The organism is Phyllobacterium sp. CL33Tsu, assembly GCF_900113985.1.
GTDB lineage: Bacteria > Pseudomonadota > Alphaproteobacteria > Rhizobiales > Rhizobiaceae > Phyllobacterium > Phyllobacterium pellucidum.
In genome coordinates this window covers 68,897-94,723 of record NZ_FORJ01000009.1, presented here as the reverse complement: position 1 = coordinate 94,723, position 25,827 = coordinate 68,897, and the positions used below count along the sequence as shown (strand labels likewise).

Here is a 25,827-nt window from a genome sequence, read left to right as displayed (position 1 = left end):
CCCTATTATTCTGGTAAGTTGCAACGTCAGATACTCGCGAGCGCTACTCCGTAAGCTTGTCTATGCCGTCCCGGTTTTTGGTGAGCTCGCCGCTTGCGCAAGCGGCCGCTCCACAATCTCCCTGAGCAGCCTTGAGAGCGTTTCGCCCCAAGCCATTTCTTTTTGAGCGGTGGTGATGAGATCGTTACGGATCTCGATCATCACTGCCGGAAACCCGAGAGCGGACGCGTGCCGCTCCAAAGTGTAATAGACGCGATCCGCCGGCGAATAGGGCTCGTTGACCCCGACGCAAAATTGCGTCAGCGCCTCAAGGCCGGCAATGAGCGGTGCGGCGATCCTGTCGTCGGCATCGTGGATGATGCCGATGTCCCAGGGCCGCGGAATGCCCCGGTAGACCGGCGTAAACGAATGCACGGCGACATAGATCGGGTCGGGCAGACCCTTGGCGGCACGTGCACGCGCCAGATCCTCGATCGCTGAGTGATAGGGTCGATGCGAAATGCCAATTCGCCTTTGTTTCTCTTCCTCGCTCAATTCGGCATTGGCCGGAATTGCCGTTGATTCGCTCAGCGAAGGAATAAGATCGGGCGCATCCAGCGGGCGATTGCAATCGATGATCAACCTAGACACGCAGGATTCGACCAGCGGCGCATCGAGAAGGCTGCTCATCACCATGCTTACGCCGATGGCGCCGGGATCCCAGGCAATATGCCGCTTCAGGTCGATCGGCTTGAGTCCAAGCGTACCATAGCCTTCGGGAATGTGATTGGACGCGTGATCGCATAAAATGATGAACGGGCCGGCGCCATCCGTGTTAGACACGCGGACCACATCCTCGCTTTTTACCGTTGCCTGCGACATTCCCATTGCGGCTCTCTGGCAAGCTGTAATTTACGTTACATTTTGTATTTTTATTTCCACTCGCGTATGATTTGATACACAACGATAAAATTTGTCAAATCCGAATTTACGTTCCAGCGGATATTGGCGGCGAAGATGGGGAAGCACCGATGCAGACCAGCATTTCCGAGCTGATCGCCGAAAGAATCGACAATATGTCGACCTCGGAGCGCAAGGCAGCACAGACCCTTGTCGCCAACTATCCGTTGATCGGACTGCGAACGGTCGCAGAATTTTCGACTCAGGCGGGCGTGAGTTCACCCACAATACTTCGATTTGTCTCGCGCCTTGGCTTCCAGAGCTACCCGGAATTCCAGGGCGCGCTCCAGGAGGAGCTTGCTGCGCAGTTGCAGTCGCCCTGGAACCGCGCGGCAACCATCCAGGCGAGCAATAACAGCGCCGAATTTCCGTTGATGGAAGCCGCGATCGACAATATCCGCGAAACGTTCCAGCATCTTTCCGTGCAGCAGCTCGGCGATGTCGTCGAGGCGATCAGCCGCGCACGCGCCCGCGTCTACCTGCTTGGCGGGCGCTTTACCGATCCCATTGCCCGCTACATGGCGGCACACCTCAAAATAACGCGCCCGGGCGTAACGCATCTTACCGGCCAGGAAAGCCATTGGCGCGATCAGCTGATCGATATGGGCAAGAAGGACGTCCTCGTCATTTTTGACATTCGGCGCTATCAGGACAGCCTCATCCGCTTTGCTGAGAAGGCGCAGGCCCGGGGCGTGGAAATCGTGCTGATCACCGACCAGTGGCTTTCGCCGATTGCGCGCTTCGCACGGTACGTGATCGCCGGCCGCACCGCGGTCCCATCGCCATGGGATTCGTCCGCAACACTGTTTCTCGTCGCCGAGACCTTGATCGCCGAGGTGACGCGCAAGCTCGAAAAAAGCAGTGCCAACCGCATACGCGACATGGAGCAACTGCGCGACAAATGACAGGCGGGGCATTGCCCCCTCGCCCGATTGATATACAAATGCGGTTCCCGGCCAGGCAGGCCCGCCAGGCGCGTGCCTGCGCTGAAAAACATTATCGGATTGATCAAGGACAAATATCATGCAGCAAGCTGACATCGGATTGATCGGCCTTGGCGTCATGGGCGCCAACCTGGCGCTCAATATTGCCGAGAACGGTTATCGCGTCGCGGTCTTCAACCGGACGGTTGCAAAGACCCACCAGTTCTACGAGGACGCCGGCGACCTGAAGGACAAGATAGTTCCTTGCGAAACGCTCGAAGACCTTGCGAAGAACATCAGGGCGCCGCGTCCTATCATCCTGATGGTCAAGGCTGGCGAGGCCGTCGACGAGCAGATCGCTGCCCTTAAGCCGTTCCTCGCCAAGGACGACATCATCATCGACGCCGGCAATGCCAATTTCCATGACACGGTGCGCCGCCTGGCCGCGCTCGGCCCCAATGATCCGACCTTCGTCGGTATGGGTGTTTCTGGCGGCGAGGAAGGCGCGCGCCATGGTCCCTCGATCATGGTGGGCGGCACGCCCGAATCCTATGCTCGCATCGAGCCGGTGCTCACGGCCATATCGGCGAAGTACAAGGGCGAGTCCTGCTCGGCGCTGCTCGGGCCCGATGGCGCCGGTCATTTCGTCAAGACCATCCATAACGGTATCGAATATGCCGATATGCAGATGATCGCCGAGGTCTACGGCATACTGCGCGACGGCCTTGGCCTTGCGCCGGATGCCATCGGCAGGATTTTCGAGAAATGGAACGAAGGCCCGCTCAACTCGTACCTCATCGAGATCACGGCCAAGGTTCTTGCGGCCACCGACAAAGATACCGGCAAGCCCGCAGTCGATGTCATCCTCGACAGCGCCGGCCAGAAGGGCACGGGCCGCTGGGCCGCCATCGAGGCGCAGATGCTGGGCATCCCGGCAACGGCGATCGAAGCGGCGGTCGCGGCGCGTTCGATCTCCTCGCTGGTCGGTGAGCGCAAGCTGGCCGCGGACGCCTATGGCGATCTGCTTGCCGGTAGAAAGCTCGTCCATGATGCCGCGTTTATCGACGCGCTTGAAGACGGACTGCTTGCCGGAAAGATTGCGGCCTATGCACAGGGCTTCGAAGTTATGGCAGGCGCTTCGAAAGAGAATGGCTGGAACGTCCCGCTGGCGATAACTGCCCGTATCTGGCGCGCAGGATGCATCATCCGCTCGCAATTTCTTGACGAGATCGCTGCCGCGTTCGAAGGCAGCGATGGCAAGAACCTGCTCCTGGCGCCAGCCTTCGTCGAGCGCATGAAGACCGGGTCGGCATCCCTGCGCAAGGTAGTCGCGGAAGCGGCCCTCGCCGGTCTCCCGACACCTGCTTTGTCCGCCGCGCTCAACTATTTCGACGGCTACCGGCAGCAACGTGGCACGGCCAATGTCATTCAGGCGCAACGCGATTTCTTCGGGGCGCATGGTTTCAAGCGGCTCGATCAGGACGGTGACTTCCACGGCCCCTGGTCGGATGTCGATTGATTTTTGGCGTCGTCGCGCCGCCATTGTCTACGGGACGGCGACAATCCATCAAGCGGGAGCCGGGTTTAAGCACGCCCGGTTCGGCGACATATAGCAGGCATGTAACGCAACAAGAGGGCCGGTAAATACCGCGCCGGAGTGACGGATCATGTCAGTCAGCAGCTATCACCATCGCATTCACAAGGCAGCGGAACCGGGCAAGCCGCTGTTTTTCGTTTTCCACGGTACGGGCGGCGACGAGAACCAGTTCTTCGATTTCGGCCGCAGGCTGCTTCCTGAAGCAGGTATCGTCTCGCCGCGCGGCGACGTCTCCGAACATGGCGCCGCCCGGTTCTTCCGCCGCACGGGCGAAGGCGTCTACGATATGGACGATCTCGCCCGGCGCACCACGGCTATGGCCGATTTCATCCGTGCTCACAAATCTGAAGCCCAGCCTTCGAAGCTGATTGGCCTTGGCTATTCCAATGGCGCCAATATTCTCGCCTCGGCCCTGTTGGCGCAGCCCGATCTCTTCGATGCAGCGGTGCTGCTGCATCCGCTCATCCCGTGGCAACCGGCGCCGCAGCCGGCGCTCAAGGGCAAGCATGTGCTTATCACGGCGGGACAGCGCGACCCGATCTGTCCGCCCGCGCTGACGCAGGCGTTTGCGGATTACCTGACGGCGCAGGGCGTTGATACCGAGCTCGTCTGGCATCCGGGCGGCCACGAGATTCAGCAGAGCGAAGTCACCGCCATCGAGCGTTTCGTTAGGGAATTTGCCTGACAATGCCTGGCCCCCTCTGATGGAGGGGGCTCTCGTGGCTACATCGAAAAACGCAGGGAAACCGGCGCGGCCTGTGTTGCACGTGACGGCTTGCGGCCGCGCGGCGACAAGAGGCCATGTGCACCGGCAAGGTGGCCGGGCTTGAGTTCCAGCGCCAGGAACCGGCGGCGCTCGACTGGGCCAGGCATGGCAAGCAGCGCCGTCTTCTCGCCTTCAAAGCCAAAACGCTCATAATATTCCGGATCGCCGACGAGGATGATCGCGCCGTGACCAAGGCGAGCAGCCTCGCTGATGCCATGGCGCATCAGGGCAACGCCGATGCCGTGACCCTTGAGTGTGGGCTCGACGGCAAGCGGTCCGAGCAGGAGCGCGCGCACCGGCTTGCCAGCGGCGTCATGACCTGCCTGAATATCCCAAAGCCGTACCGAACCGAGCAGCATTCCGTCATTGCCGCGTGCGACAAAGGCGAGGCCTTCGGAAGGCAGGCGCCCACGCCGCAGCTTTTCGGACGACTTGCGGCGACGTCCCTCGCCCATGGCGCGGTCGAGCAGCGCCTCGCGCGCCGCTTCGTCCTGCGCCGTCTCGTTGCGTATCGTATAGGCCTGTGCGCCTTGGACGTGCAGGTTCTGGTTGAAATCTACTGCGTTCATCTTCTTGACCAATCTTCAATCATGGGCGTCATCAAGGCCGGCAAATTGCCGGCCAAATTCCACGATCGGGCGATGCCCGATCAGATGACGTATGATCGGAGTGGTTCGAAGCCGTTGAAGGCAACCGCCGAGTAGGTCGTTGTGTAAGCGCCCGTTCCCTCGATCAGCACCTCGTCGCCAATGGTCAGCGAGATCGGCAGCGGATAGGGGTTCTTCTCGTACATCACGTCGGCGCTATCGCAGGTCGGGCCGGCGAGAACGCAAGGCGCATTGTGATCGCCATCACGCGGCGTAGTGATCTGATAACGGATCGCTTCGTCCATCGTCTCGGCGAGACCGCCGAACTTGCCGATGTCGAGATAGACCCAGCGCACGTTGTCATTGTCCGCCTTCTTCGAAACGAGAACGACCTCGGCCTTGATGACGCCGGCATTGCCGACCATGCCGCGGCCGGGCTCGATGATAGTCTCGGGCAGGCGATTGCCGAAGTGACGGCTCAGCGCCTGGAAGATCGCCTGGCCGTAGGCCTGTGCGGTCGGCACGTCCTTGAGGTAACGGGTCGGGAAACCGCCGCCCATGTTGACCATCTTCAGCGTGATGCCTTCCTTGGCAAGCGCATCGAAAACCTGCTTTGCATCGCCAAGCGCGCGATCCCAAGCGGAGAGATCCGTCTGCTGCGAGCCGACATGGAAAGAAACGCCATAGGAGTCGAGGCCGAGCTTCTGCGCAGCGCGCAGGACGTCGACAGCCATCGCCGGAACGCAGCCGAACTTGCGCGACAGCGGCCATTCAGCGCCGGCACCATCGGTCAGAACGCGGCAGAACACACGCGAACCTGGAGCAGCGCGGGCAACCTTTTCAACTTCCTCGACGCAATCGACGGCAAAGAGACGGATGCCGAGTTCGAAGGCGCGTGCGATGTCACGCTCCTTCTTGATCGTGTTGCCGAACGAAATGCGGTCCGCCGTTGCGCCGGCGTCGAGGGCCATTTCGACTTCGGCCACGGAAGCCGTATCGAAGCTCGAGCCAAGCGAGGCGAGCAGGCGCAGGATCTCAGGCGCGGGATTTGCCTTCACCGCATAGAAAATCTTCGACTCCGGCAGAGCCATTTCGAAATTGTGGAAATTTTCCCGAATGACTTCAAGATCGACGACGAGGCAGGGGCCATTCGGGCGTCGGGTGTTGATGAAGTCGAGGATGCGCTGCGTAGCCATCTTGGGTCTCCAATCCGTAGCGGCACTTGCGGCCGCCTTGTGCAAGTCGCGGTTTCATGGGACGCGCCCGATGTACCGCAGGGACAAAGTGCATGAGTCGGTCGTGCGTGAGGCCAGCCTTTGGAGATGCTGAAACCACGAGACTTTTCATGCGGCGATGGACCGACGCTGAAACCAGCGTAAATCCGCTTTGTCTGCCTTGGCTTGGATGTACCCATCCGCACTACAGGCAATGAAGGTGTGCCTCTTCAGTAATCCCGGCTTATGGACAGCCGGAAGACACCAGAAAGGCCCGCACCGTCGTTGCTTCAAGATGTCCTCAGTTCAGCAGTAGGCCGCTAAACTGACTGGAGGGGTTAGTTCCAGGTACCATACCGTTTCCTCACCATTATGAAGATCGGCGGACACCCACAGGCACGTGCGACTTTGGGCAAGCGCCATATAAGGTGAAAGATGTGTCCAATCAATGAAAATTCTGCGGCAACGCCAATTTTTTTATTCGTTGAACAAGGTGTCGAAAATGGCCTAGAATCATTGAACGATGCACACAATTCCGCCCCTGAATGCCCTGCTCGACGTTCCGTTACCCGCGCTTGCTTCGGGTCGCGGGCCTCTGACCGGCGAGACGCTCGCCGTAAAGGACATTTTTGATGTGGCCGGGATGGTAACGGGCGGTGGCAACCCGCAAAAAGCGGCCGAATCACCCCCTGCCATGCACACGGCGCCAGCTATCCAGATGCTGCTCGACAACGGGGCGAAACTCGCGGGAAAATCCCAGACGGACGAATTCGCCTTCTCGCTGCTTGGCCAGAACGCCCATTTCCCGCATCCGGTCAATCCGGCAGCGCCCGACCGCGTGACAGGAGGATCGTCGTCAGGTTCAGTCTCCGCCGTTGCCGGCGGTCTCGTCACCATCGCAGCGGGCTCCGATACGGGCGGTTCGATCCGCGCACCGGCAAGTTTTTGCGGGCTCCCGGGCTTGCGGACGACGCATGGGCGTATCACCCTCGAAGGTGCATTGCCGCTCGCGCCTTCGCTCGACGTCTTCGGCTGGTTCGCCAAGGATATTGCGCTTTACGAAAAAGTCGGAGCTGTCCTTCTTGACGCCGACGCCCAGGACTTCAAGCTGACGCGCCCGCTTTTCATCCCGTTGCTCGAACATTTTCTGATCGGCGAGGCAGAGGATGCCGCCTACAGAAAAATGTACGCCACCGTTTGCGCCCATCTGGGCCAAGCCCGTTCCGCACGCCAGCCGACTGCGTCGATGGACGATCTATATCTGTGTTTTCGCCAGATACAGGGTTTCGAGGTCTGGCAGGCGCATGGCGCATGGATCGCCGCCAAGGATCGCGGCCTTGGACCGGGCGTGCGTGAGCGTTTCGAATATAGCTCAAAGATCGACCGGACCACTTACGATACGCAGACGCGCCGCCGCGATCTCTTCCGTTCCGAACTCGGCGACCTGTTGCGCGACGATGGCGTCCTTATCCTGCCGACTGTGCCCGGCGCGGCGCCGCTGGCCGCCGCAGCCTTCGACGATCTACAGACCTATCGCGAGCGAATGCTGCATCTCCTTTGCCTGTCGCCCCTCTCCGGCTTCCCGCAGATCACCTTGCCGCTAGGCAAGGTGCACGGCGCACCTTTCGGCATATCGCTGCTTGGACCGAAGAACAGCGACCGCGCGCTTATCCGGCTCGGCCGGGCTATTCTCGACAAATCGGCAAGGGCGATCTGAGATGGATACGCTCACCCGTATGCGGGCTTTCATCGACGTGGTCGAGGCCGAAGGCTTTTCGGCGGCGGCGCGCAAGATCGGACGTTCCAAGGCCCTGCTTTCGAAGTATGTGCGGGAACTCGAAGATGAACTCGGAGCGCTGCTCCTCAATCGCACCACGCGGCAGTTCTCGCTGACCGAAGCCGGGCACACCTACTACCAGCGCGCCAGCGAAATTCTGCGCGAAGTCGAAAGCCTGCAGGAGGCGGTGCGCGAATCGAGCAGCGATATCAAGGGCCGCATCAAGATATCCGCGCCGCGCACCTTTGCCGATGCCGAGATCGGCCAGTGCCTCATCGACTTTTGCGCCGAGCAGCCGGATATCGTTCTCGACGTTCGGCTGGACGACCGCTTCGTGGACCTTGTGGAAGAAGGGTTCGACCTTGCCATTCGCATCACCCGCATGCAGGACTCCTCGCTTATAGCCAAGCGCCTTGCACCCTTCCATGTCATTGCCTGTGGTTCGCCGGACCTGATCGAGCGGCTGGGACGCCCTGAGCGCCCCGAGCTTCTCGCCTCCCTGCCCTGCCTTGTCGATACGAACAATCGCTCGCGCAATACCTGGCAATTCCTGAATGAAGACGGGGCGCCGTTATCCGTCCAGGTATCGGGGCCGATCGAAATCAACAGTCCGCTTTCAACGCGCCGGGCCGCCCTTGCCGGCCTCGGCTTTGCCCTGCTGCCGGATTTTGTGGCCCAGGCCGATATTAATAGCGGCAGACTGGTCAGCGTTCTCGAGCAATTCATTCCACGCGATGCCGGCATTCATGCGGTCTATCCGCACCGCCGCTACCTGCCTGCAAAGGTGCGCGTTCTCGTCGATTATCTCGCCAAGTGGTTCAAGGACAATCGCCGCTCTTAATTTTGTTAAATGTTATATTATATCGTCCCAATTTCGCCAATTTCGGCATATCCCTTAGCGCAACTCACGAAAGGCTTTTCATGCAGCAGAGATTCGCGGTTTTTATCGGCGCAATGGCGGCGGGACTGACCTTTGCCACCCCTGCCTATGTGCACCCGCATGTCTTTGCCGAAGCGCGCCTGGATGTGTCGATCAAGCCCGACGGGACCGTTGAAAAGCTCGGCCATGTCTGGCGCTTCGACGACATATTTTCAAGTACGGTGCTGGTCGAGTTCGACAAGAACGCGGACATGAAACTCGACGAAAAGGAACTGACCGAACTCGCCTCGACGATCAACGCGTCGATATCGGAATACGACTATTTCCAGTCCGTCACGCTCGATGGCAAGCAGATTGCCATGGGAGCGCCACAGCACCTCATCGCGGACTTTCAGAACAACCAGTTGCTAATCATCTTCGAGAGTGCGCCAAAGCAGCCGCTGAAGCTCGGCAAGAAGACCAGTTTCGGCGTCTATGACCCGACATTCTATACCGCAATCGACTATGTGAACGACACGGACATCCATGTCACAGGCGTGCCCTCCGGCTGCACGCATAAGGTGGTCCGTCCGGACCCCGACGAAGCGATCGCCGCCAACCAGGCGACGCTGACCGATGCCTTTTTCAACGATCCAACCGGGACCAACATGTCGAAGATCTTTGCGACCCGGCTGGAAATCGAATGCCCAAAGGGCTGAGTGAAGGATAGACCATGCGCAAACGCACCCTTGTGGGTACCCTGGCAGTCCTCGTTCTTGTCGGCGGGCACGCCCTCGCCCAGACCTCCTCACTCGGGATCGGGTCCAACGAGGTTGCCATGCAGCCAACAGGGCCGTTCGCTGAGCTCATCCTCTGGATAAACATCCAGCAGCGCAATTTCTATCTCGCCATGACCCACGCCCTGAAAGGCATGCGCGAGGATCCCTGGCAAGTTTCGATCCTCGTCGGCCTGTCATTCCTCTACGGCATTCTCCATGCCGTCGGCCCGGGACATGGCAAGGCTGTCATCTCCTCCTACATGTTGGCCAATGAGACGACCTTGCGGCGTGGCGTGCTCCTCTCTTTTGCTTCATCCATGCTGCAGGCGTTCACCGCGCTCTTCATCATCGGCCTGACATTTCTGGCGCTACGCGGCACCACGGTTTCGATGAACGACGCGGCGCGCTACATGGAGATCGCGAGCTTCGTGCTGATTATCGCCTTCGGCCTTTCATTGCTCTGGCGCAAGGTTCCGCAGCTGTTTCGCCCGCGCGTAGCTCAACTCGTGGCACACGGCGACGGCACTGCCGTACTCGCCCCCGATCATCATCACCACCATCACGACCATGGTCATCACGCCCATCACCAGCATGATCACGTGCACCATGCCCATGCCGGACACGATCATGAACATCATCATGCTCATGGTCACCATCACCATGCCGAAGGCAACGTGTGCGAGACCTGTGGGCATTCGCACGCGCCGGACCCTGCCATGCTTGCGGGGGAGTTCAACTGGAAGACAGCCTGGGCGGCGATCGTAGCCGTCGGTTTGCGTCCCTGTTCGGGCGCGCTGATCGTCCTTACCTTCTCGCTGCTCAACGGGCTTGTTCTCGGCGGTGTGCTTTCGGTGTTCGCAATGGCGCTCGGAACGTTCATCACCGTCGCGGTCCTCGCCACACTGGCAGTGACGGCAAAGAATGTAGCGCTGAGGGTTTCGGGCGCCTCCGCGCTTTCCGGGCGGGTCCAGAACATTATCGAAGTTGCCGGAGCACTCTTCATCGTGCTCTTTGGCATCCTGCTCCTGACCGCATCGCTGCGGTTCTAGAGCTTGCTCGAGATCAGTCGTCCTTGTGCTGTCGCCTGGCACGCAGCCAGAACACCACGAAGAAACCGGCAACGAAGACGACGGCAAGGATTCCGGCGGCCGGTGCCGATCGCTCGCCAAGCGCCAGCATCAGTGTCGGCATGAAATAGGCGACGATGCCAAAACCAAACATGATGCAGGCAGCCGCGATGGCGGCACTACGGGTTTTCGGATCCATCACGCTTCAAACGCCTCGATTGCTGTTGGCAGGTTTGTAGCGGCAGCACGTATTTATGCAAGGGGCGCTTTCACGCAGCGCGAAACTCTTCGAGCCGCTTGATCTGCTTGCCCGCGGCATCGAAATTCTCCGGTGAAAGCCATTTCTGGTAGGCGGCCTTCAGCGCCGGCCATTCGCTGTCGATGATCGAGAACCACGCCGTATCGCGGTTCTTGCCCTTTTGCACCATATGCTGGCGGAAAATGCCTTCGAACTTGAAGCCAAAGCGTTCTGCCGATCGTTTGGAGGGCTCATTGGCATTGTTGCACTTCCACTCATAGCGCCGGTAGCCGAGTTCGTCGAAAATGTAGGCCATGAAAAGATATTGCGCTTCGGTGGCCGCGGGCTTGCGCGAGATCAGCGGGCCCCAATAGATATTGCCGATTTCGATCACGCCGAAGGCCGGATCGATGCGCATCAGCGTCTGGCGCCCGGCAACCTTGCCGCTCGCCTTGTCGATGACGGCAAAGAAAAGGGGGTCCTTGCTCGCGGCAACCTTCTCCAGCCATTCATTGAAAGCCGCGCGGTTCTGGGGCGGAGCCTCAAACAGATAGCGGAAACGGTCGTTGGCGTCAGTGACGCTCGATGCCTCGAAGAGGCCGTCGCCGTGTTTTGCCGGATCCAGCGGTTCGAGGCGGGCGAAACGCCCTTCGAGGGGTTCGCGCGCAGGCAGGGGCCGGGGTGTCCAGGTCGTCAGGTCGGTCATGGTGAAATTTGCTCGCTCAGCGTCATCCAGAATGTTTGACTTGTTACTGTACTCAAAGCACAAAGCAGAAGTTGAAAATTGTATGTGGGACAAGAATATGCTGCGCACTATTCCGGGGTTTGACCGCATCGGTGAAGAGAATGCATTTGCCGTGCTGGCACGCGCGACTGCTCTGGGCGCCCAGGGCAAGGACATCATCAATCTAGGCATTGGCCAGCCGGACTTCAAAACGCCCGCCCACATCGTGGACGCCGCCATTAAGGCGCTGCGCGATGGTCACCATGGCTATACGCCCGCCACGGGCCTTGTCGCAGCGCGCGAGGCCGTGGCACGGCGCACGCTGACAACGACCGGCATGGAAGTCTCTCCGGACAACATCATCATCGTACCTGGCGGCAAGGTGACGATGTTTGCGGCGATCATGATCTTTGGCGAACCTGCCGCCGAGATCCTCTATCCCGATCCGGGTTTTCCGATCTATCGCTCCATGATCGAGTTCACCGGCGCCAAGCCTGTTCCCGTCCCGATACGGGAAGAGAACGGCTTTGCCTTTTCGGCCGATGAAACGCTGGCGCTGATCACGCCGAAGACGCGTCTCCTTATCCTCAACTCGCCCGCCAATCCGACTGGCGGCGTGACGCCCCGCGCGGAAATCGAAAAGCTGGTGAAAGGCCTTGAAGCCCACCCTCATGTTGCGATCATGTCGGACGAAATCTATGACGTCATGACCTATGATGGCGAGGAGCATCTCTCGCTCTTGACCTTCCCATCCATCCGCGACCGCCTGATCGTGCTCAACGGCTGGTCCAAGACATGGGCGATGACCGGCTGGCGCATGGGCTGGTCGATCTGGCCGGACCAGCTTTACGACAAGGTGCGCAAGCTCGCGGTCAATTGCTGGTCCTGTGTGAACGCGCCGAGCCAATATGCCGGCATCGCCGCCATCGACGGACCGCAGGACGATGTCGAAAAGATGTGCCGGGCCTTCGACAATCGCCGGCGCATTGTCGTCGACGGGCTGAACAGCCTGCCGGGCATCAGTTGCGCGACGCCGAAGGGCGCCTTCTATGCCTTTCCAAATGTCAAGGAAACGGGCTGGCCGGCCAAACAGCTGGCCTCAGCCCTGCTCGAGGAGGCAGGCGTTGCACTGATCGGAGGGCCGGATTTCGGCATTCTCGGCGAAGGATATGTGCGCCTTTCCTATGCCAACTCCGAAGAGAACATCCTACGCGCTATTGAGCGGATCGAGAAGTTCCTGGCGAAGTAGGGCAGAGATTTGTCAGCGTCCATCAACGGGCGCGGGAGGGTGGGATTCTTTTGATATCCCGCCGTGATCTCGCTTCGCCCCTGCACTGCCGTCATCCTCGGGCCCCCACACTGCCGTCATCCTCGGGCTCTTGTCCCGAGGATCCACTTCTATGACAAGTGATGCGTCGATGGCTTGAACTGCATGGACATGGACCGGGACAAGAACCCGAGGATCCAAATACAGGGCACCGAATCCCTCTACGCAGAAACGCGCCTTAAGCGGCCGTATTCGCCTTGGCGTTTGCGACCGTCGCCTCGATGTGGTCGATCAGGCTGTCCGGCAGTTTCAGCCGGCCTGCAAGCAGGTCGAGATAGCCGCGTTCGGCTCGGGTCTTCGGATCGATCGCAAGGCGGGAAGCCGTATAGAGCTCAACTTTCTGCGCGTCGGTGACGGCCGCGGCAACGATCGCGTCGAGGTCGACGGGCGCATTGAGTTCGTTCGTGAGAAACGCCTGCGTATCGCTGTTGAGGCCGGAAAGGGCGAGCTTGTCGGCAATGCGCTTGCGCTCCTCATCATCCACATGGCCATCGGCACGGGCGGCCGCAATCATCGCGCGCACCAGCACCAGCGCAAATTCATGCTCGCCCTGCGGCGCGGTTTCGGGATGGAAGCTCGAGTCATTCGGCGGCGGCAAGAGCTCGCCATCGAGCGCCGTCGGCTGCTCGGCCTCGGCAGGCGTCTTGCCCGACTGGTAATTCTGATAGGCCTTGTAGGCGAGGCCCGCCACGGCAGCGAGACCGCCAAGCTTCAGGGCGCCGCCCGCCACGTCCCGGCCAGTTCCGGTGCCCAGCAGGATAGCCGCGATCGCGCCGGCCGCCAGCGGATTGTCCTTTGCCATCTGAGTCGCCTTGCCCGCAGTGTCCCGCACGGACGTGCCGACGCCGGGGATATTGCTTCCAAGGAAATCATCGAGAATCTTCTTCGGATCAAGCATGCTAATCTCCTCTTTGGCTGCATGAACTGGCCTGGCTTAGTTAGGACCGGGTTCATGGCATTGCAATGACAGGAAGGAGATTTGTCGTCCAGGCTTCAGCGGCGCGGGCCTACGAGCCTATGTGCTCTTTGGCTCCACGCGCACGGGCAAGACGCACCTGCTTCTGCCGCTCGGCAAATCGGGCACGGTCAGCCTCGGTTCGCTCATGATAGCAATGGGGGCAGGAAACGCCTTCTTCGAACAGCTGCGAAAGCTTGTCCTCGGGCGCGATCGGATTGCGGCAGGCGTGGCAAAGCTCCGCCTCACCCTCGACAAGACCGTGACCTACCGAGACCCGCTCGTCAAAGACGAAGCATTCGCCTTCCCAGCGGCTTTCCTCGGCCGGCACATCCTCGAGATATTTCAGGATGCCGCCTTTGAGGTGATAGACGTCCTCGAAACCGAGGCCCTTGACGAAAGCCGTCGCCTTTTCGCAGCGAATGCCCCCCGTGCAGAACATGGCAATCTTCTTGCCTTCCAGTTCGTCGCGGTGGTCTTCGACCCATTGCGGAAATTCGCGGAAGGTCTTTGTCTGCGGATCGACTGCCCCGGCAAAGGTGCCGATCGCCGTCTCGTAATCGTTGCGCGTGTCTATGAGGATCGTATCCGGGGCCGCGATGAGCGCGTTCCAGTTCTCGGGCTCCACATAGGTGCCGACGCTTTGCAGGGGATCGATATCAGCGACCCCCATCGTGACGATCTCCTTCTTCAGCCGCACCTTCATCCGCTTGAAGGGCATTTCGCTGGCATAGGAATATTTCAACTCCATGCCGGCGATAGCAGGCTCGGCATTAAGGAAATCGACAAGCTGCTGGATGGCTGCGGCCGATCCCGCGACAGTGCCGTTGACACCTTCGGCGGCAAGCAACAGGGTTCCCTTGATGCCGAGACCGCAGCAAAGCTTCGCCAGCGGCTCCTGCAGCGACTGGTAGTGATCCAGTCGCGCAAAGCGATAGAGCGCGGCCACTTTGAAGGGCAGGTTTGAAGAATGGTCTGTCATGATCGCCTCCAACTACTGTGCCCGCAGCCGGATTTCAAGCATTTTGGCAAATCGGACGTGGTCGCCTCACACTCTCGTCGCACTTGTTTGCCAGTATTCCCGGGTTTCGATGGACAAAACCGCCCCGCGCTACTAAATCGATTGAACCCAAGGCTAGTGGAGAGAATGACATGACCCAGAAGACCGATTTGCTGTTACCCGTCCTCAAGGGCCAACCGGTCATTCCGGTCATTCTCGTGCACGATGTTGCGCACGCCGTGCCGCTCGCGCGGGCGCTTGCCAAGGGCGGCCTGCCGGCGATCGAGATCACCCTGCGCACGCCCGCCGCTCTTGACGCCATCCGCGCCGTCGCCGCGGAAGTGCCCGAAGCGATTGTCGGCGCGGGCACGATCCTCAATGCGCGCCAGTATGAAGAGGCCAGCGCTGCGGGCTCGCGCTTCATCGTCAGCCCCGGGGCAACGCCGCAGCTGATCGAGGCTGCGAGGGACAGCAACGTGCCGCTTTTGCCCGGCGCGATAACGCCCGGCGAGATCATGGCGCTGCGCGAGGAAGGCTATACGATGCTGAAGTTTTTTCCGGCCGAACAGGCAGGCGGAGCGACTTTCCTGAAATCGCTGGCTTCCCCGCTTGCGGGCACCATGTTCTGTCCCACGGGTGGGGTCAGCGCCGCCAACGCCAGAACCTATCTGAGCCTGCCGAACGTCGTCTGCGTCGGCGGATCGTGGGTTGCGCCGGAAGAGCATGTCAAAGCCGGCAATTGGGACGAGATCACCAGGCTCGCGGCAGATGCCGCAAAGCTGGCGGGCTGACGTTCCACATCAGCTACTCGCCTCCACCGCCATCCTCGGATCGACCGTCTCCCGGGCGCCATCCGCCTCTGTTCCGTCTTACCCTCCTCTCCGCCGTCATCCTCGGGCGTTGTCCCGAGGATCCACCTTCGATTCGGAGGCGCATGCGGCTCGGCTACGTGGTTATGGGTCCTCGGGTCAGGCCCAAGGATGACGGCGGTAGTGGTGGATAATGGTGGTGCTGGATGAAGGCCGGGATGGATGGATCGATGTATGCATGGCGCCAGTCTTACCGGATAAGGTGATACATCCACACTCACCAGGAGGGGTCACGTAACCGCGATGTCATCCACGGTTCAATAGCATCCCCGTACTATCCCGCGGCGACTACCGCGACGCGCTAATTCCACACTGGATTTGAACGGGCAATAACGGGTTCGGAGGGGTGTCTTCTCTAGTCCCTACCCCTCCGCCGTCATCCTCGGGCTCTTGTCCCGAGGATCCACCTTCAATTCGGATGCGTGTGTGGCTCGGCAACGTAGTTTGGGTCCTCGGGTCAGGCCCGAGGATGACGGCGGTGGTGGTGAATAAGGGTGGGGGTGGACGAAGGTCATGATCGACGGATGACGCCAGTAGTGGCGGATAAGGGTGATACCTATCCACACGCACTGGGAGGTGGTCACGTGACCGCGATGTTATCCACGGGCATCCCCGCACTATCCCCATGGCGGTCAACGTGCCAACATTGCCCTTCTCTCTGTCGCAGGAGGGGAACCTACGAACCGCTGGTCGGGCTGAACTTGGCGATCTGCAGGAACGTCACGGCCTTGCCGGTGAACTTGTTGGCGTCGACCGGCGCATCATGCTGGAAGCCCGTGACATAGACCGTCGTCGGCGCGGTGCGCAGCAAGGCGTTGCGGATCACTGCCGGTTCGACGTGCGGCGCCACCGCTGCTACCTGCCGGGTCGAGAGTGCGCGATCGGGCACCTCGTTGCCAACCTGGATTGCCCGCGGCGCCTGTTCCTCCGCCGCCTTCCGGTGCGGTTTGGCGCCCTTCGTCGTCGTCACGACGCCGCTGTTGAGCATTGCGGCAGGATCGCCCTTGGCATGCAACATCGTCTCGCGCAGCGTCGCCATCGGCTCAGCTGAAGCCAGTTGCAGGTTTTGCTGGGCTGCCGGCTGCGGGTGGGCCACGCGGCCCCCTGTCGAGCCTTGAACGGTTGGCAGAACCTTGGGCTGCGACGCCGCTACCGACTGGCGCAACAGCGCCTCCGGTGTCGGGTCCTCGTCCGGTATGGTGATAACATCCTGTTCGGCCGAAGCGTTCTCAGCAGTTGGAGTGCTTGCCACGGCTGCAGCACTCGCCGGCGCGGGCCGCTGATCGGGAACGATCGACGCCATCAGCATGTCATTGTGCTTCGGCTTTTCGAACGGCACGGGCACGAGCGCATTGACCATCTCGGCCTGCGCCTTGCCGGCATCGCTGTCGGAATCGTCAGGGTTGGCCGCGATCAGCTCGCGGATGGCGCTCGCGCTATCCTGCGGACGCGGCTGGGGCAAAGCAGCGATAACCGTCGACTTGTCAGACGCTAGCGCGTTGAGCGTTGCCGGAGCCTCCGGCGCGGGTGTCGGCGTATAATCGGGGCGGCGCAGCGGCACCGGCACGTTCAAGGCCAATGTCTGGCTGTCGTCCGGCGTACCGGCCTGGTCCTGTTCGGCCGGCTGCGGCGCCTTGGCCGTCGTTGCGACCGGAGCGGCCGTACCCTCGGCCTCGTCCGCGACGGATGCGGGCTTGGTCACGGCGCTTTTCGCCGGCTTTGCCGCCGACGCTACAGCAACTGAACCTTCGCTGTTGTCTTCATCTTCGTCGGCACCGCCGCCAAAGAGCATGCCGAACAACGTCTTGCTGCGGCCAGAGCGCGAAGCGCTGGCGATCTGGATGGAGCTGCCATTGCGGCGGCGCGCTTCATAGGCGGCAACGGCCTGTTCATAGCCAGGCAGCGGCTTGCCATCCGACGGAATGTGCAAAGTCTTGCCATCCGGGAATACGGTGAGGAGTTCCTTGCGGCTCATGCGCGGCCAATAGCGCACATTACCGACATCGGTATGAACGAAGGGCGAGCCGGATGTCGGGTAGTAACCGACGCCGCCGGCCTGGAACTTCAGGGCAGTGTAGCGAAGCGTTTGCAGCTTCACGCCCGGCAGGTACCAGTCCATGGCCTTGCCCAGAATATGCTGGCTTTTTTCAGCAACGCCACGCGAGCGCGAGCGCAACATGGAATTGGTCGATGGCGAACGATAGCCGCAGACGACATAAATATAGTCGCGACCGCCGACCGTCTGGTAAATCTGCCAGACCAGATCGAACAGGCGCGGATCCATCTTGGTGGGTTCGTTGCGGCGCCAGTCGCGCAGGAACTGGTTGAGCTTGTTCAGACCATCCTGCTGGAAGCGGCCATCTTTCTTGAACGTGACTTCGATGCGCTCATTCGTGTGGACCGCGTAGAGCTTGAGGGTGCGGGTTTCTGCATTTGCCTGGGTGGAGGCAAAGAGCATCGACGCGAAGATCATTGTGACGGCAAACCACGCAGTACGCGCGAGCGAGGCAACCGTCAAACCGCCGTTCTTTGCATGCTTCATATATGCCAATTTCGTCCCAACCCTGACCGCGATACACAACCCCCGGATGGCTGAATTATCGGATTTAATGGTTAATGGTCGCTTTACTGAAGAACAAATACGTTGAGAGCATGGCAAAAACGCACGAAGAATCCATCGTTTTGTGACATGGTCAACGGGTTGTTAACAGCACAATTAAGGCGTTTTAACGAATGAATCCATCCTGCAAAAGTCTAAAAAGTGCTTCAATGTAAAATAAGCTAGATGCTACTAGGACCATTGCAAACTCGTTTTTAAGGTTTAGCAATTTCCGACTGATTACTCCGATTCGATCCTTCACGGATTGTTTCGCTGCTTTAACATGGTGCTGAAATGACTTTGGAAACAGATAGATACAGAGGCGAAGATGCTGTGCGAGCTGCTCCTGCAAAGGGCGCTGGCAATCCGGCTAAGGCCGACCAGGCCGCACTCGGCGCGCTTCCAGTATGGAACCTCGGCGACCTTTATCCTTCCGCGGACAGCAGTGAACTCAAGGCCGATCTCGTCCGCGCCAACGCGCTTGCGGTGGCATTCGAAGACCGCTGGAAGGGCAAACTTGCCGTTGAAGCCGGAAAGCCGAATGGGGGCGACTTCGTTCAGTCCATCACCGAGTTCGAGACGCTTGAAGAGCTGATCGGCAAGATCGTCTCGTTTGCCGGCCTCGTTTATGCCGGTGACACGTCGGACCCCAAGCATGCCAAGCTTTATGGCGACATCCAGCAGAAGATGACGGATGCCAGCACCCACCTCATCTTCTACAGCCTCGAATTGAACCGCATCGATGACGCCATTCTCGACAAGGCGATGAATGACAATCCCGCAATCGGTCACTATCGCCCCTGGCTGATGGATCTGCGCAAGGACAAGCCCTACCAGCTCGAAGACCGACTGGAGCAGTTGTTCCACGAAAAATCGATAACCGGGCGCGGTGCCTGGAACCGGCTGTTCGACGAGACGATGACGGCGTTGCGGTTTACGGTGAACGGTGAGGAAATGGCGCTGGAGCCCACTCTGAACCTGCTGCAGGATGCAGATCCGGCTCTCCGCAAGGCTGGCTTCGAAGCACTCGCTGCAACATTCAAGGATAATTTGCGCACCTTCACCCTCATCACCAACACGCTCGCCAAGGACAAGGAAATCTCCGATCGCTGGCGCGGCTTTGAGGATATCGCCGATAGCCGGCACCTCGCAAACCGGGTCGAGCGGGAGGTGGTCGATGCGCTGGCGGCGGCGGTTCAGGCTGCCTATCCGAAACTGTCGCACCGCTACTATGCGATGAAGGCGAAGTGGCTCGGCCTTGAATTTCTCAACAACTGGGATCGCAACGCCCCGCTGCCGGAAACGCCGCAGGCGGTCATCTCCTGGAACGATGCGCGTGAAATCGTGCTTTCGGCCTATAGCGGCTTTGCCCCCGAAATGGCCGATATTGCGCGCCGGTTCTTCGACAGGAACTGGATTGACGCACCCACTCGGCCTGGCAAGTCACCCGGAGCCTTCGCACACCCCACCGTTCCCTCCGCCCATCCCTATGTGCTTCTCAACTATATGGGCAAGCCGCGCGATGTGATGACGCTTGCCCATGAACTCGGCCACGGCGTGCACCAGGTGCTTGCGGGCGGTCAGGGCGCCTTGATGGCCTCGACACCGCTGACGCTTGCAGAGACGGCATCCGTCTTCGGCGAAATGCTGACGTTCCGATCGCTCCTCGAACAGACGCGCGACAAGCGCGAGCGCAAGGCGATGCTGGCACAAAAGGCCGAGGACATGATCAACACCGTCGCGCGCCAGATCGCCTTCTACCAGTTCGAGCGCCGTGTTCACACCGAACGCATGGAGGGGGAACTTACCTCCGACCGTATCGGCGAAATCTGGCTCGACGTGCAGAAGGAGAGCCTTGGGCCGGCGGTGCATTTCGCCCCGGGCTACGAGACCTTCTGGACCTACATCCCGCATTTCATCCATTCGCCGTTCTATGTCTATGCCTATGCCTTTGGCGACTGCCTGGTGAACTCGCTCTATGCGGTTTACCAGAATGCCGAAGCGGGCTTTCAGCAGAAGTATTTCGACATGCTCAAGGCCGGCGGCACCAAGCACCACTCCGAGCTGCTGGCGCCATTCGGCCTCGATGCCACCGATCCCGCTTTCTGGCAGAAGGGCCTTTCGGTCATCGAAGGCATCATCGACGAACTGGAAGCCATGGACGCCGACTGATGGATGCAGAGTCACCCTGGCAAGCCCCGACGCACACGCCCTATGACGGTTCGGCGCAACCTTTCACCATCGGCTTGCAACAACTCGACCACAGGGACTGGATCGAAATTGACGATCATCTGCTTAGCTATCTTGCCGAAAAGCAGCGGCTTTTTGCACGCCACGGCGAGAAGATTTTCGTAGAGGAGTCAGGCAGCGAACCGGGCCAGAAGGAGGTTTTCGACCTGCTGACCGCCCACCTCATCGAACATTATCCGGAACGATATGTTCGCAAGGGCAATGCTGTCATTGTCTCTGGCAGGGACGATGCCATTGCGATCGGCGAAGCCGCGACGCCCTACCTGCACCGGGCGGCAAACCTCGTGCAGGAGGACCTTGTGCTCATGCGCAAGGACGAAAGGCGCGGCTGGCACCTCGGTGCCGCCTCGTTATCCTTCCCATCATCATGGACCCTTCTCGAAAAATTCGGCCGTTCCATGGAAGAGATTCATGCGCCCGTCCCGGATTTCGGCGCAGGCACCCGCAATGCGGGCCTCATCGCGCGCATGTTCGACAATCTGCGCCCGGACCGCTCGGTTTTCCGCATGAACTGGTCGCTTCAGCCGGATGGCGAGCTCTACCACCCCTTGGCAAGCCATGAGAAAGGCGCGCTCTATACGGACGACGACATTGCGGCGCAGAGTTTCGTTCGGGTCGAGCGTCAGACATTGCGCAAGCTTCCCGCCTCCGGCGACATTCTCTTCACCATCCGCATCCATCTTGACCCGATAAAGGCGCTCAAGAAACACCCGGAGTGCCGGGCCGTCGCTGAAGCTTTTTGCCGGCAACTCGAGGCATTGAACCCGGCGCAATTGCACTACAAAGGTATTATGACGATCCGCGATCGGCTTTTAACCGCGCTGAGAACCCTATAATCGCGCCTCGATTAACAGTAGATTGAAATTTTCAACATGCAGCGCAAAGGGTTGTTTGCTCTTTGTCACATCTATGCTCTATGGTTTCTTTGATGCCGATCTATAGCGGCTGCCTCAATGATGGAGATCAAAATTAGGAGCACGAAAAAAATGGCGAAGGCTGAATGGCCTATACATGGAGAAATTACTGGTCCGATCGTGATGATCGGTTTTGGATCCATCGGTCGGGGTACCCTGCCCCTCATCGAACGCCACTTCAAATATGACAAATCCCGCCTGGTCGTTATTGACCCCAGCGATGCCAATAAGAAGCTGCTCGACGAGCGCGGCATCCGGTTTATCCAGCAGGCGATCACCAAGGACAATTACAAGACCATCTTGAAGCCGCTTCTTACCGAAGGCGGCGGGCAGGGCTTCTGTATCAATCTTTCCGTCGACACCTCTTCCGTCGATATCATGCATTTGTGCCGCAAGAACAACGCACTCTATATCGACACCGTGATCGAGCCGTGGATCGGCTTCTACTACGACAACGACATGGATAATGCCGACCGCACCAATTATGCGCTGCGCCAGACATTGCTGGCCGAGCGCAGGAAGCATCCGGGCGGACCGACCGCTGTTTCGTGCTGCGGCGCGAATCCCGGCATGGTGTCGTGGTTCGTCAAGCAGGGCCTGCTTGAACTCGCCCGCGATCTCGGCATCGACCATAGCGAACCGGCACGCGACGACCGAAAGGGCTGGGCCAAGCTGATGAGCAAGGTCGGCGTCAAGGGCATCCATATTGCCGAGCGCGATACGCAGCGCGCTGGCGACCCGAAGCCCTTCGGCGCATTCTGGAATACGTGGTCGGTCGAAGGGTTCATTTCCGAAGGCCTGCAGCCGGCCGAACTCGGCTGGGGCACCCACGAAAAGTGGATGCCGAAAAATGCGCGCAAGCAAAAGAAGGGCAACAAGGCCGCGATTTTCCTTGAGCAGCCTGGCGCCGACACGCGCATTCGCACCTGGTGCCCCACCGAAGGCGCGCAGTTCGGACTGCTGGTGACCCATAACGAATCGATCTCGATCGCGGATTTCTTCACCGTGCATGACAAGAAGGGCAATGTTTCCTACCGCCCGACCTGCCATTATGCCTACCATCCCGCGAACGTCGCGACGTTGTCGCTCGACGAGATGTTCGGTGCCGCCGGCCAGCCACAAGCGATCCAGCACGTGCTCGACGAATCTGAAATCGTCGATGGCGCCGATGAACTCGGCGTTCTGCTCTACGGCCATGAGAAGAACGCCTACTGGTATGGCTCGCAACTGACGATCGAGGAAGCGCGCAAGCTTGCCCCTTACCAGAATGCGACCGGGCTCCAGGTTTCGTCGGCCGTCATGGCGGGGATGGTATGGGCGCTGGAAAACCCAGACGCCGGCATTGTCGAAGCCGACGAGATGGATTTCCGCCGCTGCCTCGAGGTGCAGACACCCTATCTCGGACCGCTCAAGGGCCACTATACGGACTGGACGCCGCTCCACAACCGACCGGGTCTGTTCAAGGAAAATCTCGACATGGATGATCCCTGGCAGTTCCGCAACATCCTCGTCCGCTCGTGACGCAAACGGCAGCTTCCGGGCTGCCGTTTTCATCCGCCCCCGAGCGTCATTCCCTACCCCCCGCCGTCATCCTCGGGCCCAGTCCCGAGGATCCATCTTGCAAAAGAACGACCCAGCGAAGCCACCGGAAGACGAGCAGTAGAACCGCCGAGCGTGCGGCACCCAAGCTTCAAAGGGATTCTCCTGACCGCATGACCGCCTAAGCCCATGATTGCGGACATTCGCTTCGGTCTTGTTGGCTAGCCATGCCGAAAGCCGTTGCGAGTCGCTCGCGTGATCGTCATCACACAACTCTATTATGGATCGGCGAAGGACGCGGCAGGCATTGATCGCATCCTTGTGTGTCGCGGGTCGAACGATCATCTGGTCCTGCGCCTGGAAGCGTGTTTAGCCGGATGCATCTTGGAGTTGAATGTCTGGATGGAACAAATGGTAGCCTCAAACACTTCCAATCTGCAATTAAACTTAGGTCTTGTTTCTGCTTGATTTTCACGGCATCTAGATATCCAGAACCATGGGAGAATATTGGATGAGACGTTTTTCGCTGCCCGTCGCCGTTACGCTTAGCCTTTCCCTTGCCGGCTGCATGAGCGGGTCCATGCAGGATGGCGCAGGCGTGCAGGTCGCCAAGCCGACGGACGCCGTCCAGGGCCAATGGTTCGACACGTCGGGCGTCGCCTTCTCGAATTTCAACGGCGGCGTCTTCGAGACCCGCGCCAACGATACCAAGGAAAAACTCGCTGAAGGCAATTATCGCTTCGCCTCGGCCAATCTCATCGAGATCAACATGCGCTCGCTCGCGCGCGGCACACAGTCCAAGGTGAATTGCGCTCTCGTCAGCACCGGCCAGCTCAACTGCACCTCGTCCAGCGGCCAGCAATTCTCGCTGACGCGGCGCGGCCCGCAAACAGGCTAAACTCGAAACATTCGACCAATTGCTCGATTGCATGGCGGTCAAAGGAATGAAACCATTGCTCGTCAACCGATGCTCCACGCACCGATCTGGAGCCAGTCAACCGGGAGCAGATCATGTCCGGAATTATTGCCCGACTTCTCGTTGCAACTTCAGTGGTTGGCCTGTCGGAAGGTGCGGCGATGGCCGACTATACGCTCAACATCCTGCATATCAACGACCAGCATTCGCGCATTGAGCCGATAAACAAGTACGATTCGACCTGCTCGGCTGAGGAAACAGCCAAGAACGAGTGCTTCGGCGGCATAGCCCGGGTCAAGGCCAAGATCGACGAGCGCCGCGCCGCGCTGTCCAAGGATGGCGGCAATGTCATCGTCCTCGATGCCGGCGACGAGTTCCAGGGTTCACTGTTCTACACGACCTACAAGGGCGACGACACCGCCGAATTCATGAACCAGATGGGCTTCGACGCGATGGCCCTCGGCAATCACGAATTCGACGACAAGCCGGAAAGCCTCGCGAAGTTCCTCGAAAAGGTAAAGTTTCCGGTCATTTCCAGCAATACGGAAGCCGCGCCGGATTCGCCGATCGCCGGCAAGTTCAAGCCCTATCTCATCAAGGAGATTGGCGGCCAGAAAATCGGCATCATCTCTGCCTTGACAACCGATACGGCGGAAATATCCAGCCCTGGCCAGAGCGTGAAATTCGCGAATGAAGCCGAGACGCTGCGGAAGGTTGTCGACACCCTCAACGGCGAAGGCGTCAACAAGATCATCGCGCTCAATCACGATGGCTATCTCAGGGACAAGGAATTGGCGGCGCAGGTCGACGGCATCGACGTCATCGTCGGCGGCCACAGCCACACGCTGCTCTCCAATACCGATCCCGAAGCAATCGGCCCCTATCCGACGCTGGTCAAGAGCCCTTCCGGCCGCGATGTACCGATCGTCCAGGCCAAATCCTATTCGAAATATCTCGGCGAACTCAAGGTGACCTTCGACGACGAGGGCAATGTCATCAAGAGCGAGGGCGCGCCCATCCTCCTCGATTCGACCGTGACGCCTGACCCGGCCTTCGCCGCTCGCATCAAGGAACTTGCCCAGCCAATCGAGGAATTGAAATCGCGCAAGGTCGGCGAATCGACCGGCGTGATCGAAGCCGCCCGCGAGGTGTGCCGCGCCCGCGAATGCAGCATGGGTAATCTCGTTGCCGATGCCATGCTGGACCGGGTCAAGAGCCAGGGCGTGACGATCGCCATCATCAATGGCGGCGGCCTGCGTGCCTCGATCGATGCGGGCGACGTGACCATGGGCGAAGTGCTGACCGTGCTGCCGTTCCAGAATACGTTGGCGACATTCCAGTTGCGCGGATCGGATGTCGTTGCCGCACTCGAAAATGGTGTCAGCCAGATCGACCAGGGCGCGGGGCGCTTCCCGCAGGTAGCCGGTCTGAAATACACATTCGACATATCAAAGCCGGTCGGTAGCCGCATCTCCGATATAGCGGTGATGCAGGGCGACAGCTTTCGGCCGCTCGATCCTGGCGCAACCTATGGCGTGGTTTCGAACAATTACATGCGCGCCGGCGGCGACGGCTATAAAATCTTTTCGACGAATGCCGTCAACGCCTATGACTACGGTCCGGGACTGGAACTCGTTCTTGCCGATTATCTCGGTCAGCACGTCCCCTACAAACCCTATACGGATGGGCGCATAACGATGGCGGCGGCCGCGCCGGGCGTCGATCCGGTGCCAGCGGCCCCAGCGCCGCCCGAAACGCCGAAGGCGCCCGAACCGGCAAAGCCGGCGGCGCAAACCACCGCCAACCATCATCCGGACAGCTATACGATCAAGCGCGGCGACAATTTCTGGGAGATTGCCGAGGAGATTTACGGCAAGGGCATCGAATGGAAAAAGCTTGCCGGAGCCAATCCCGGGATGAAACCGCTGAAGCTGCCGATCGGCGCGCAAATGAAGGTGCCCGGCCTTTAGCCTGATTGTACATGACCG

The 25,827-nt window shown here is 59.8% G+C and carries 22 protein-coding genes; 14 read left to right on the top strand and 8 right to left on the bottom strand.

From position 1 onward, the window contains the following. Positions 1-60: 60 nt before the first annotated feature. Positions 61-822 (bottom strand): N-formylglutamate amidohydrolase, encoded by a 762-nt coding sequence (locus BM074_RS22025; RefSeq protein ID WP_244533061.1) that lies wholly within the window; start codon positions 820-822, stop codon positions 61-63. A 188-nt stretch (positions 823-1,010) separates the two neighbouring features. Between BM074_RS22025 and BM074_RS22020 the strand changes: the two genes are divergently transcribed. The 3 genes from BM074_RS22020 (at position 1,011) to BM074_RS22010 (ending at position 4,144) form a co-directional block, all read left to right on the top strand. After that, on the top strand, positions 1,011-1,844 hold the full coding sequence (locus BM074_RS22020; protein WP_091925477.1) for a MurR/RpiR family transcriptional regulator: 834 nt from the start codon (positions 1,011-1,013) through the stop codon (positions 1,842-1,844). A gap of 118 nt (positions 1,845-1,962) precedes the next feature. After that, positions 1,963-3,381: an NADP-dependent phosphogluconate dehydrogenase gene (gene gndA / locus BM074_RS22015; RefSeq protein WP_091925476.1), complete on the top strand. Its 1,419-nt coding sequence runs from the start codon at positions 1,963-1,965 to the stop codon at positions 3,379-3,381. A 148-nt stretch (positions 3,382-3,529) separates the two neighbouring features. Next, positions 3,530-4,144, top strand: a complete 615-nt coding sequence (locus BM074_RS22010) for an alpha/beta hydrolase (RefSeq protein ID WP_091925474.1) — start codon at positions 3,530-3,532, stop codon at positions 4,142-4,144. Positions 4,145-4,182: 38 nt separating this feature from the next. On the opposite strand, the gene BM074_RS22005 is transcribed toward BM074_RS22010, so the two are convergent. Both BM074_RS22005 and odc2 read right to left on the bottom strand, forming a co-directional pair. Continuing rightward, on the bottom strand, positions 4,183-4,794 hold the full coding sequence (locus BM074_RS22005; RefSeq protein ID WP_091925793.1) for a GNAT family N-acetyltransferase: 612 nt from the start codon (positions 4,792-4,794) through the stop codon (positions 4,183-4,185). An 80-nt stretch (positions 4,795-4,874) separates the two neighbouring features. After that, positions 4,875-6,008 (bottom strand): ornithine/lysine decarboxylase, encoded by a 1,134-nt coding sequence (gene odc2, locus BM074_RS22000; protein WP_027229522.1) that lies wholly within the window; start codon positions 6,006-6,008, stop codon positions 4,875-4,877. A 541-nt stretch (positions 6,009-6,549) separates the two neighbouring features. Here odc2 and BM074_RS21995 point away from each other — a divergent pair. From BM074_RS21995 to BM074_RS21980, 4 genes are all read left to right on the top strand, one after another. After that, positions 6,550-7,743 (top strand): amidase, encoded by a 1,194-nt coding sequence (locus tag BM074_RS21995; RefSeq protein ID WP_091925471.1) that lies wholly within the window; start codon positions 6,550-6,552, stop codon positions 7,741-7,743. Position 7,744: 1 nt separating this feature from the next. After that, the gene (locus BM074_RS21990) at positions 7,745-8,644 is read left to right on the top strand and encodes a LysR family transcriptional regulator (protein ID WP_027229520.1); all 900 of its coding nucleotides are present in this window, start codon (positions 7,745-7,747) and stop codon (positions 8,642-8,644) included. A 113-nt stretch (positions 8,645-8,757) separates the two neighbouring features. Then, positions 8,758-9,381 carry a DUF1007 family protein gene (locus tag BM074_RS21985; RefSeq protein ID WP_228019362.1) on the top strand — a complete coding sequence of 208 codons (624 nt, stop codon included), beginning with the start codon at positions 8,758-8,760 and terminating at the stop codon, positions 9,379-9,381. Between the two features lie 14 nt (positions 9,382-9,395). Further along, the gene (locus tag BM074_RS21980) at positions 9,396-10,490 is read left to right on the top strand and encodes a nickel/cobalt transporter (RefSeq protein ID WP_091925468.1); all 1,095 of its coding nucleotides are present in this window, start codon (positions 9,396-9,398) and stop codon (positions 10,488-10,490) included. Between the two features lie 13 nt (positions 10,491-10,503). On the opposite strand, the gene BM074_RS21975 is transcribed toward BM074_RS21980, so the two are convergent. Together BM074_RS21975 and BM074_RS21970 are read right to left on the bottom strand one after the other, a co-directional pair. Further along, positions 10,504-10,707, bottom strand: coding sequence for a hypothetical protein (locus BM074_RS21975; RefSeq protein WP_036812866.1), 204 nt, complete (start codon positions 10,705-10,707; stop codon positions 10,504-10,506). A 70-nt stretch (positions 10,708-10,777) separates the two neighbouring features. Beyond that, positions 10,778-11,452, bottom strand: coding sequence for a GNAT family N-acetyltransferase (locus tag BM074_RS21970; protein WP_091925465.1), 675 nt, complete (start codon positions 11,450-11,452; stop codon positions 10,778-10,780). 97 nt (positions 11,453-11,549) lie between these two features. Here BM074_RS21970 and BM074_RS21965 point away from each other — a divergent pair, with 97 nt between their 5' ends. Beyond that, complete coding sequence (locus tag BM074_RS21965; RefSeq protein WP_091925789.1) at positions 11,550-12,719, top strand: pyridoxal phosphate-dependent aminotransferase; 1,170 nt, start codon at positions 11,550-11,552, stop codon at positions 12,717-12,719. Between the two features lie 256 nt (positions 12,720-12,975). Here BM074_RS21965 and BM074_RS21960 read toward each other — a convergent pair whose 3' ends face one another. Continuing rightward, positions 12,976-13,695, bottom strand: a complete 720-nt coding sequence (locus BM074_RS21960) for a tellurite resistance TerB family protein (protein ID WP_091925464.1) — start codon at positions 13,693-13,695, stop codon at positions 12,976-12,978. 109 nt (positions 13,696-13,804) lie between these two features. Beyond that, the gene (locus BM074_RS21955) at positions 13,805-14,734 is read right to left on the bottom strand and encodes an oxygen-dependent tRNA uridine(34) hydroxylase TrhO (RefSeq protein WP_091925461.1); all 930 of its coding nucleotides are present in this window, start codon (positions 14,732-14,734) and stop codon (positions 13,805-13,807) included. 170 nt (positions 14,735-14,904) lie between these two features. Here BM074_RS21955 and BM074_RS21950 point away from each other — a divergent pair, with 170 nt between their 5' ends. After that, positions 14,905-15,543: a 2-dehydro-3-deoxy-phosphogluconate aldolase gene (locus BM074_RS21950; protein WP_091925459.1), complete on the top strand. Its 639-nt coding sequence runs from the start codon at positions 14,905-14,907 to the stop codon at positions 15,541-15,543. Between the two features lie 754 nt (positions 15,544-16,297). On the opposite strand, the gene BM074_RS23195 is transcribed toward BM074_RS21950, so the two are convergent. Then, on the bottom strand, positions 16,298-18,163 hold the full coding sequence (locus BM074_RS23195; RefSeq protein ID WP_091925456.1) for a peptidoglycan L,D-endopeptidase MepK: 1,866 nt from the start codon (positions 18,161-18,163) through the stop codon (positions 16,298-16,300). 351 nt (positions 18,164-18,514) lie between these two features. Between BM074_RS23195 and BM074_RS21940 the strand changes: the two genes are divergently transcribed. The 5 genes from BM074_RS21940 to BM074_RS21920 all read left to right on the top strand — a co-directional run bounded on the left by BM074_RS21940 (position 18,515) and on the right by BM074_RS21920 (position 25,809). Next, complete coding sequence (locus BM074_RS21940) at positions 18,515-20,392, top strand: M3 family oligoendopeptidase (RefSeq protein ID WP_091925453.1); 1,878 nt, start codon at positions 18,515-18,517, stop codon at positions 20,390-20,392. Next, the gene (locus tag BM074_RS21935; protein ID WP_091925451.1) at positions 20,392-21,306 is read left to right on the top strand and encodes a heme-dependent oxidative N-demethylase family protein; all 915 of its coding nucleotides are present in this window, start codon (positions 20,392-20,394) and stop codon (positions 21,304-21,306) included. The genes BM074_RS21940 and BM074_RS21935 overlap by 1 nt, the downstream gene beginning before the upstream one ends. Before the next feature lie 150 nt (positions 21,307-21,456). Next, on the top strand, positions 21,457-22,905 hold the full coding sequence (locus BM074_RS21930) for a homospermidine synthase (protein WP_091925448.1): 1,449 nt from the start codon (positions 21,457-21,459) through the stop codon (positions 22,903-22,905). 529 nt (positions 22,906-23,434) lie between these two features. Continuing rightward, entirely contained in the window at positions 23,435-23,821 is a 387-nt protein-coding gene (locus tag BM074_RS21925) for an outer membrane lipoprotein Omp10 (RefSeq protein WP_027229507.1), read from the top strand. Between the two features lie 113 nt (positions 23,822-23,934). Further along, positions 23,935-25,809, top strand: a complete 1,875-nt coding sequence (locus BM074_RS21920; protein ID WP_091925445.1) for a 5'-nucleotidase C-terminal domain-containing protein — start codon at positions 23,935-23,937, stop codon at positions 25,807-25,809. Positions 25,810-25,827 lie beyond the last annotated feature (18 nt).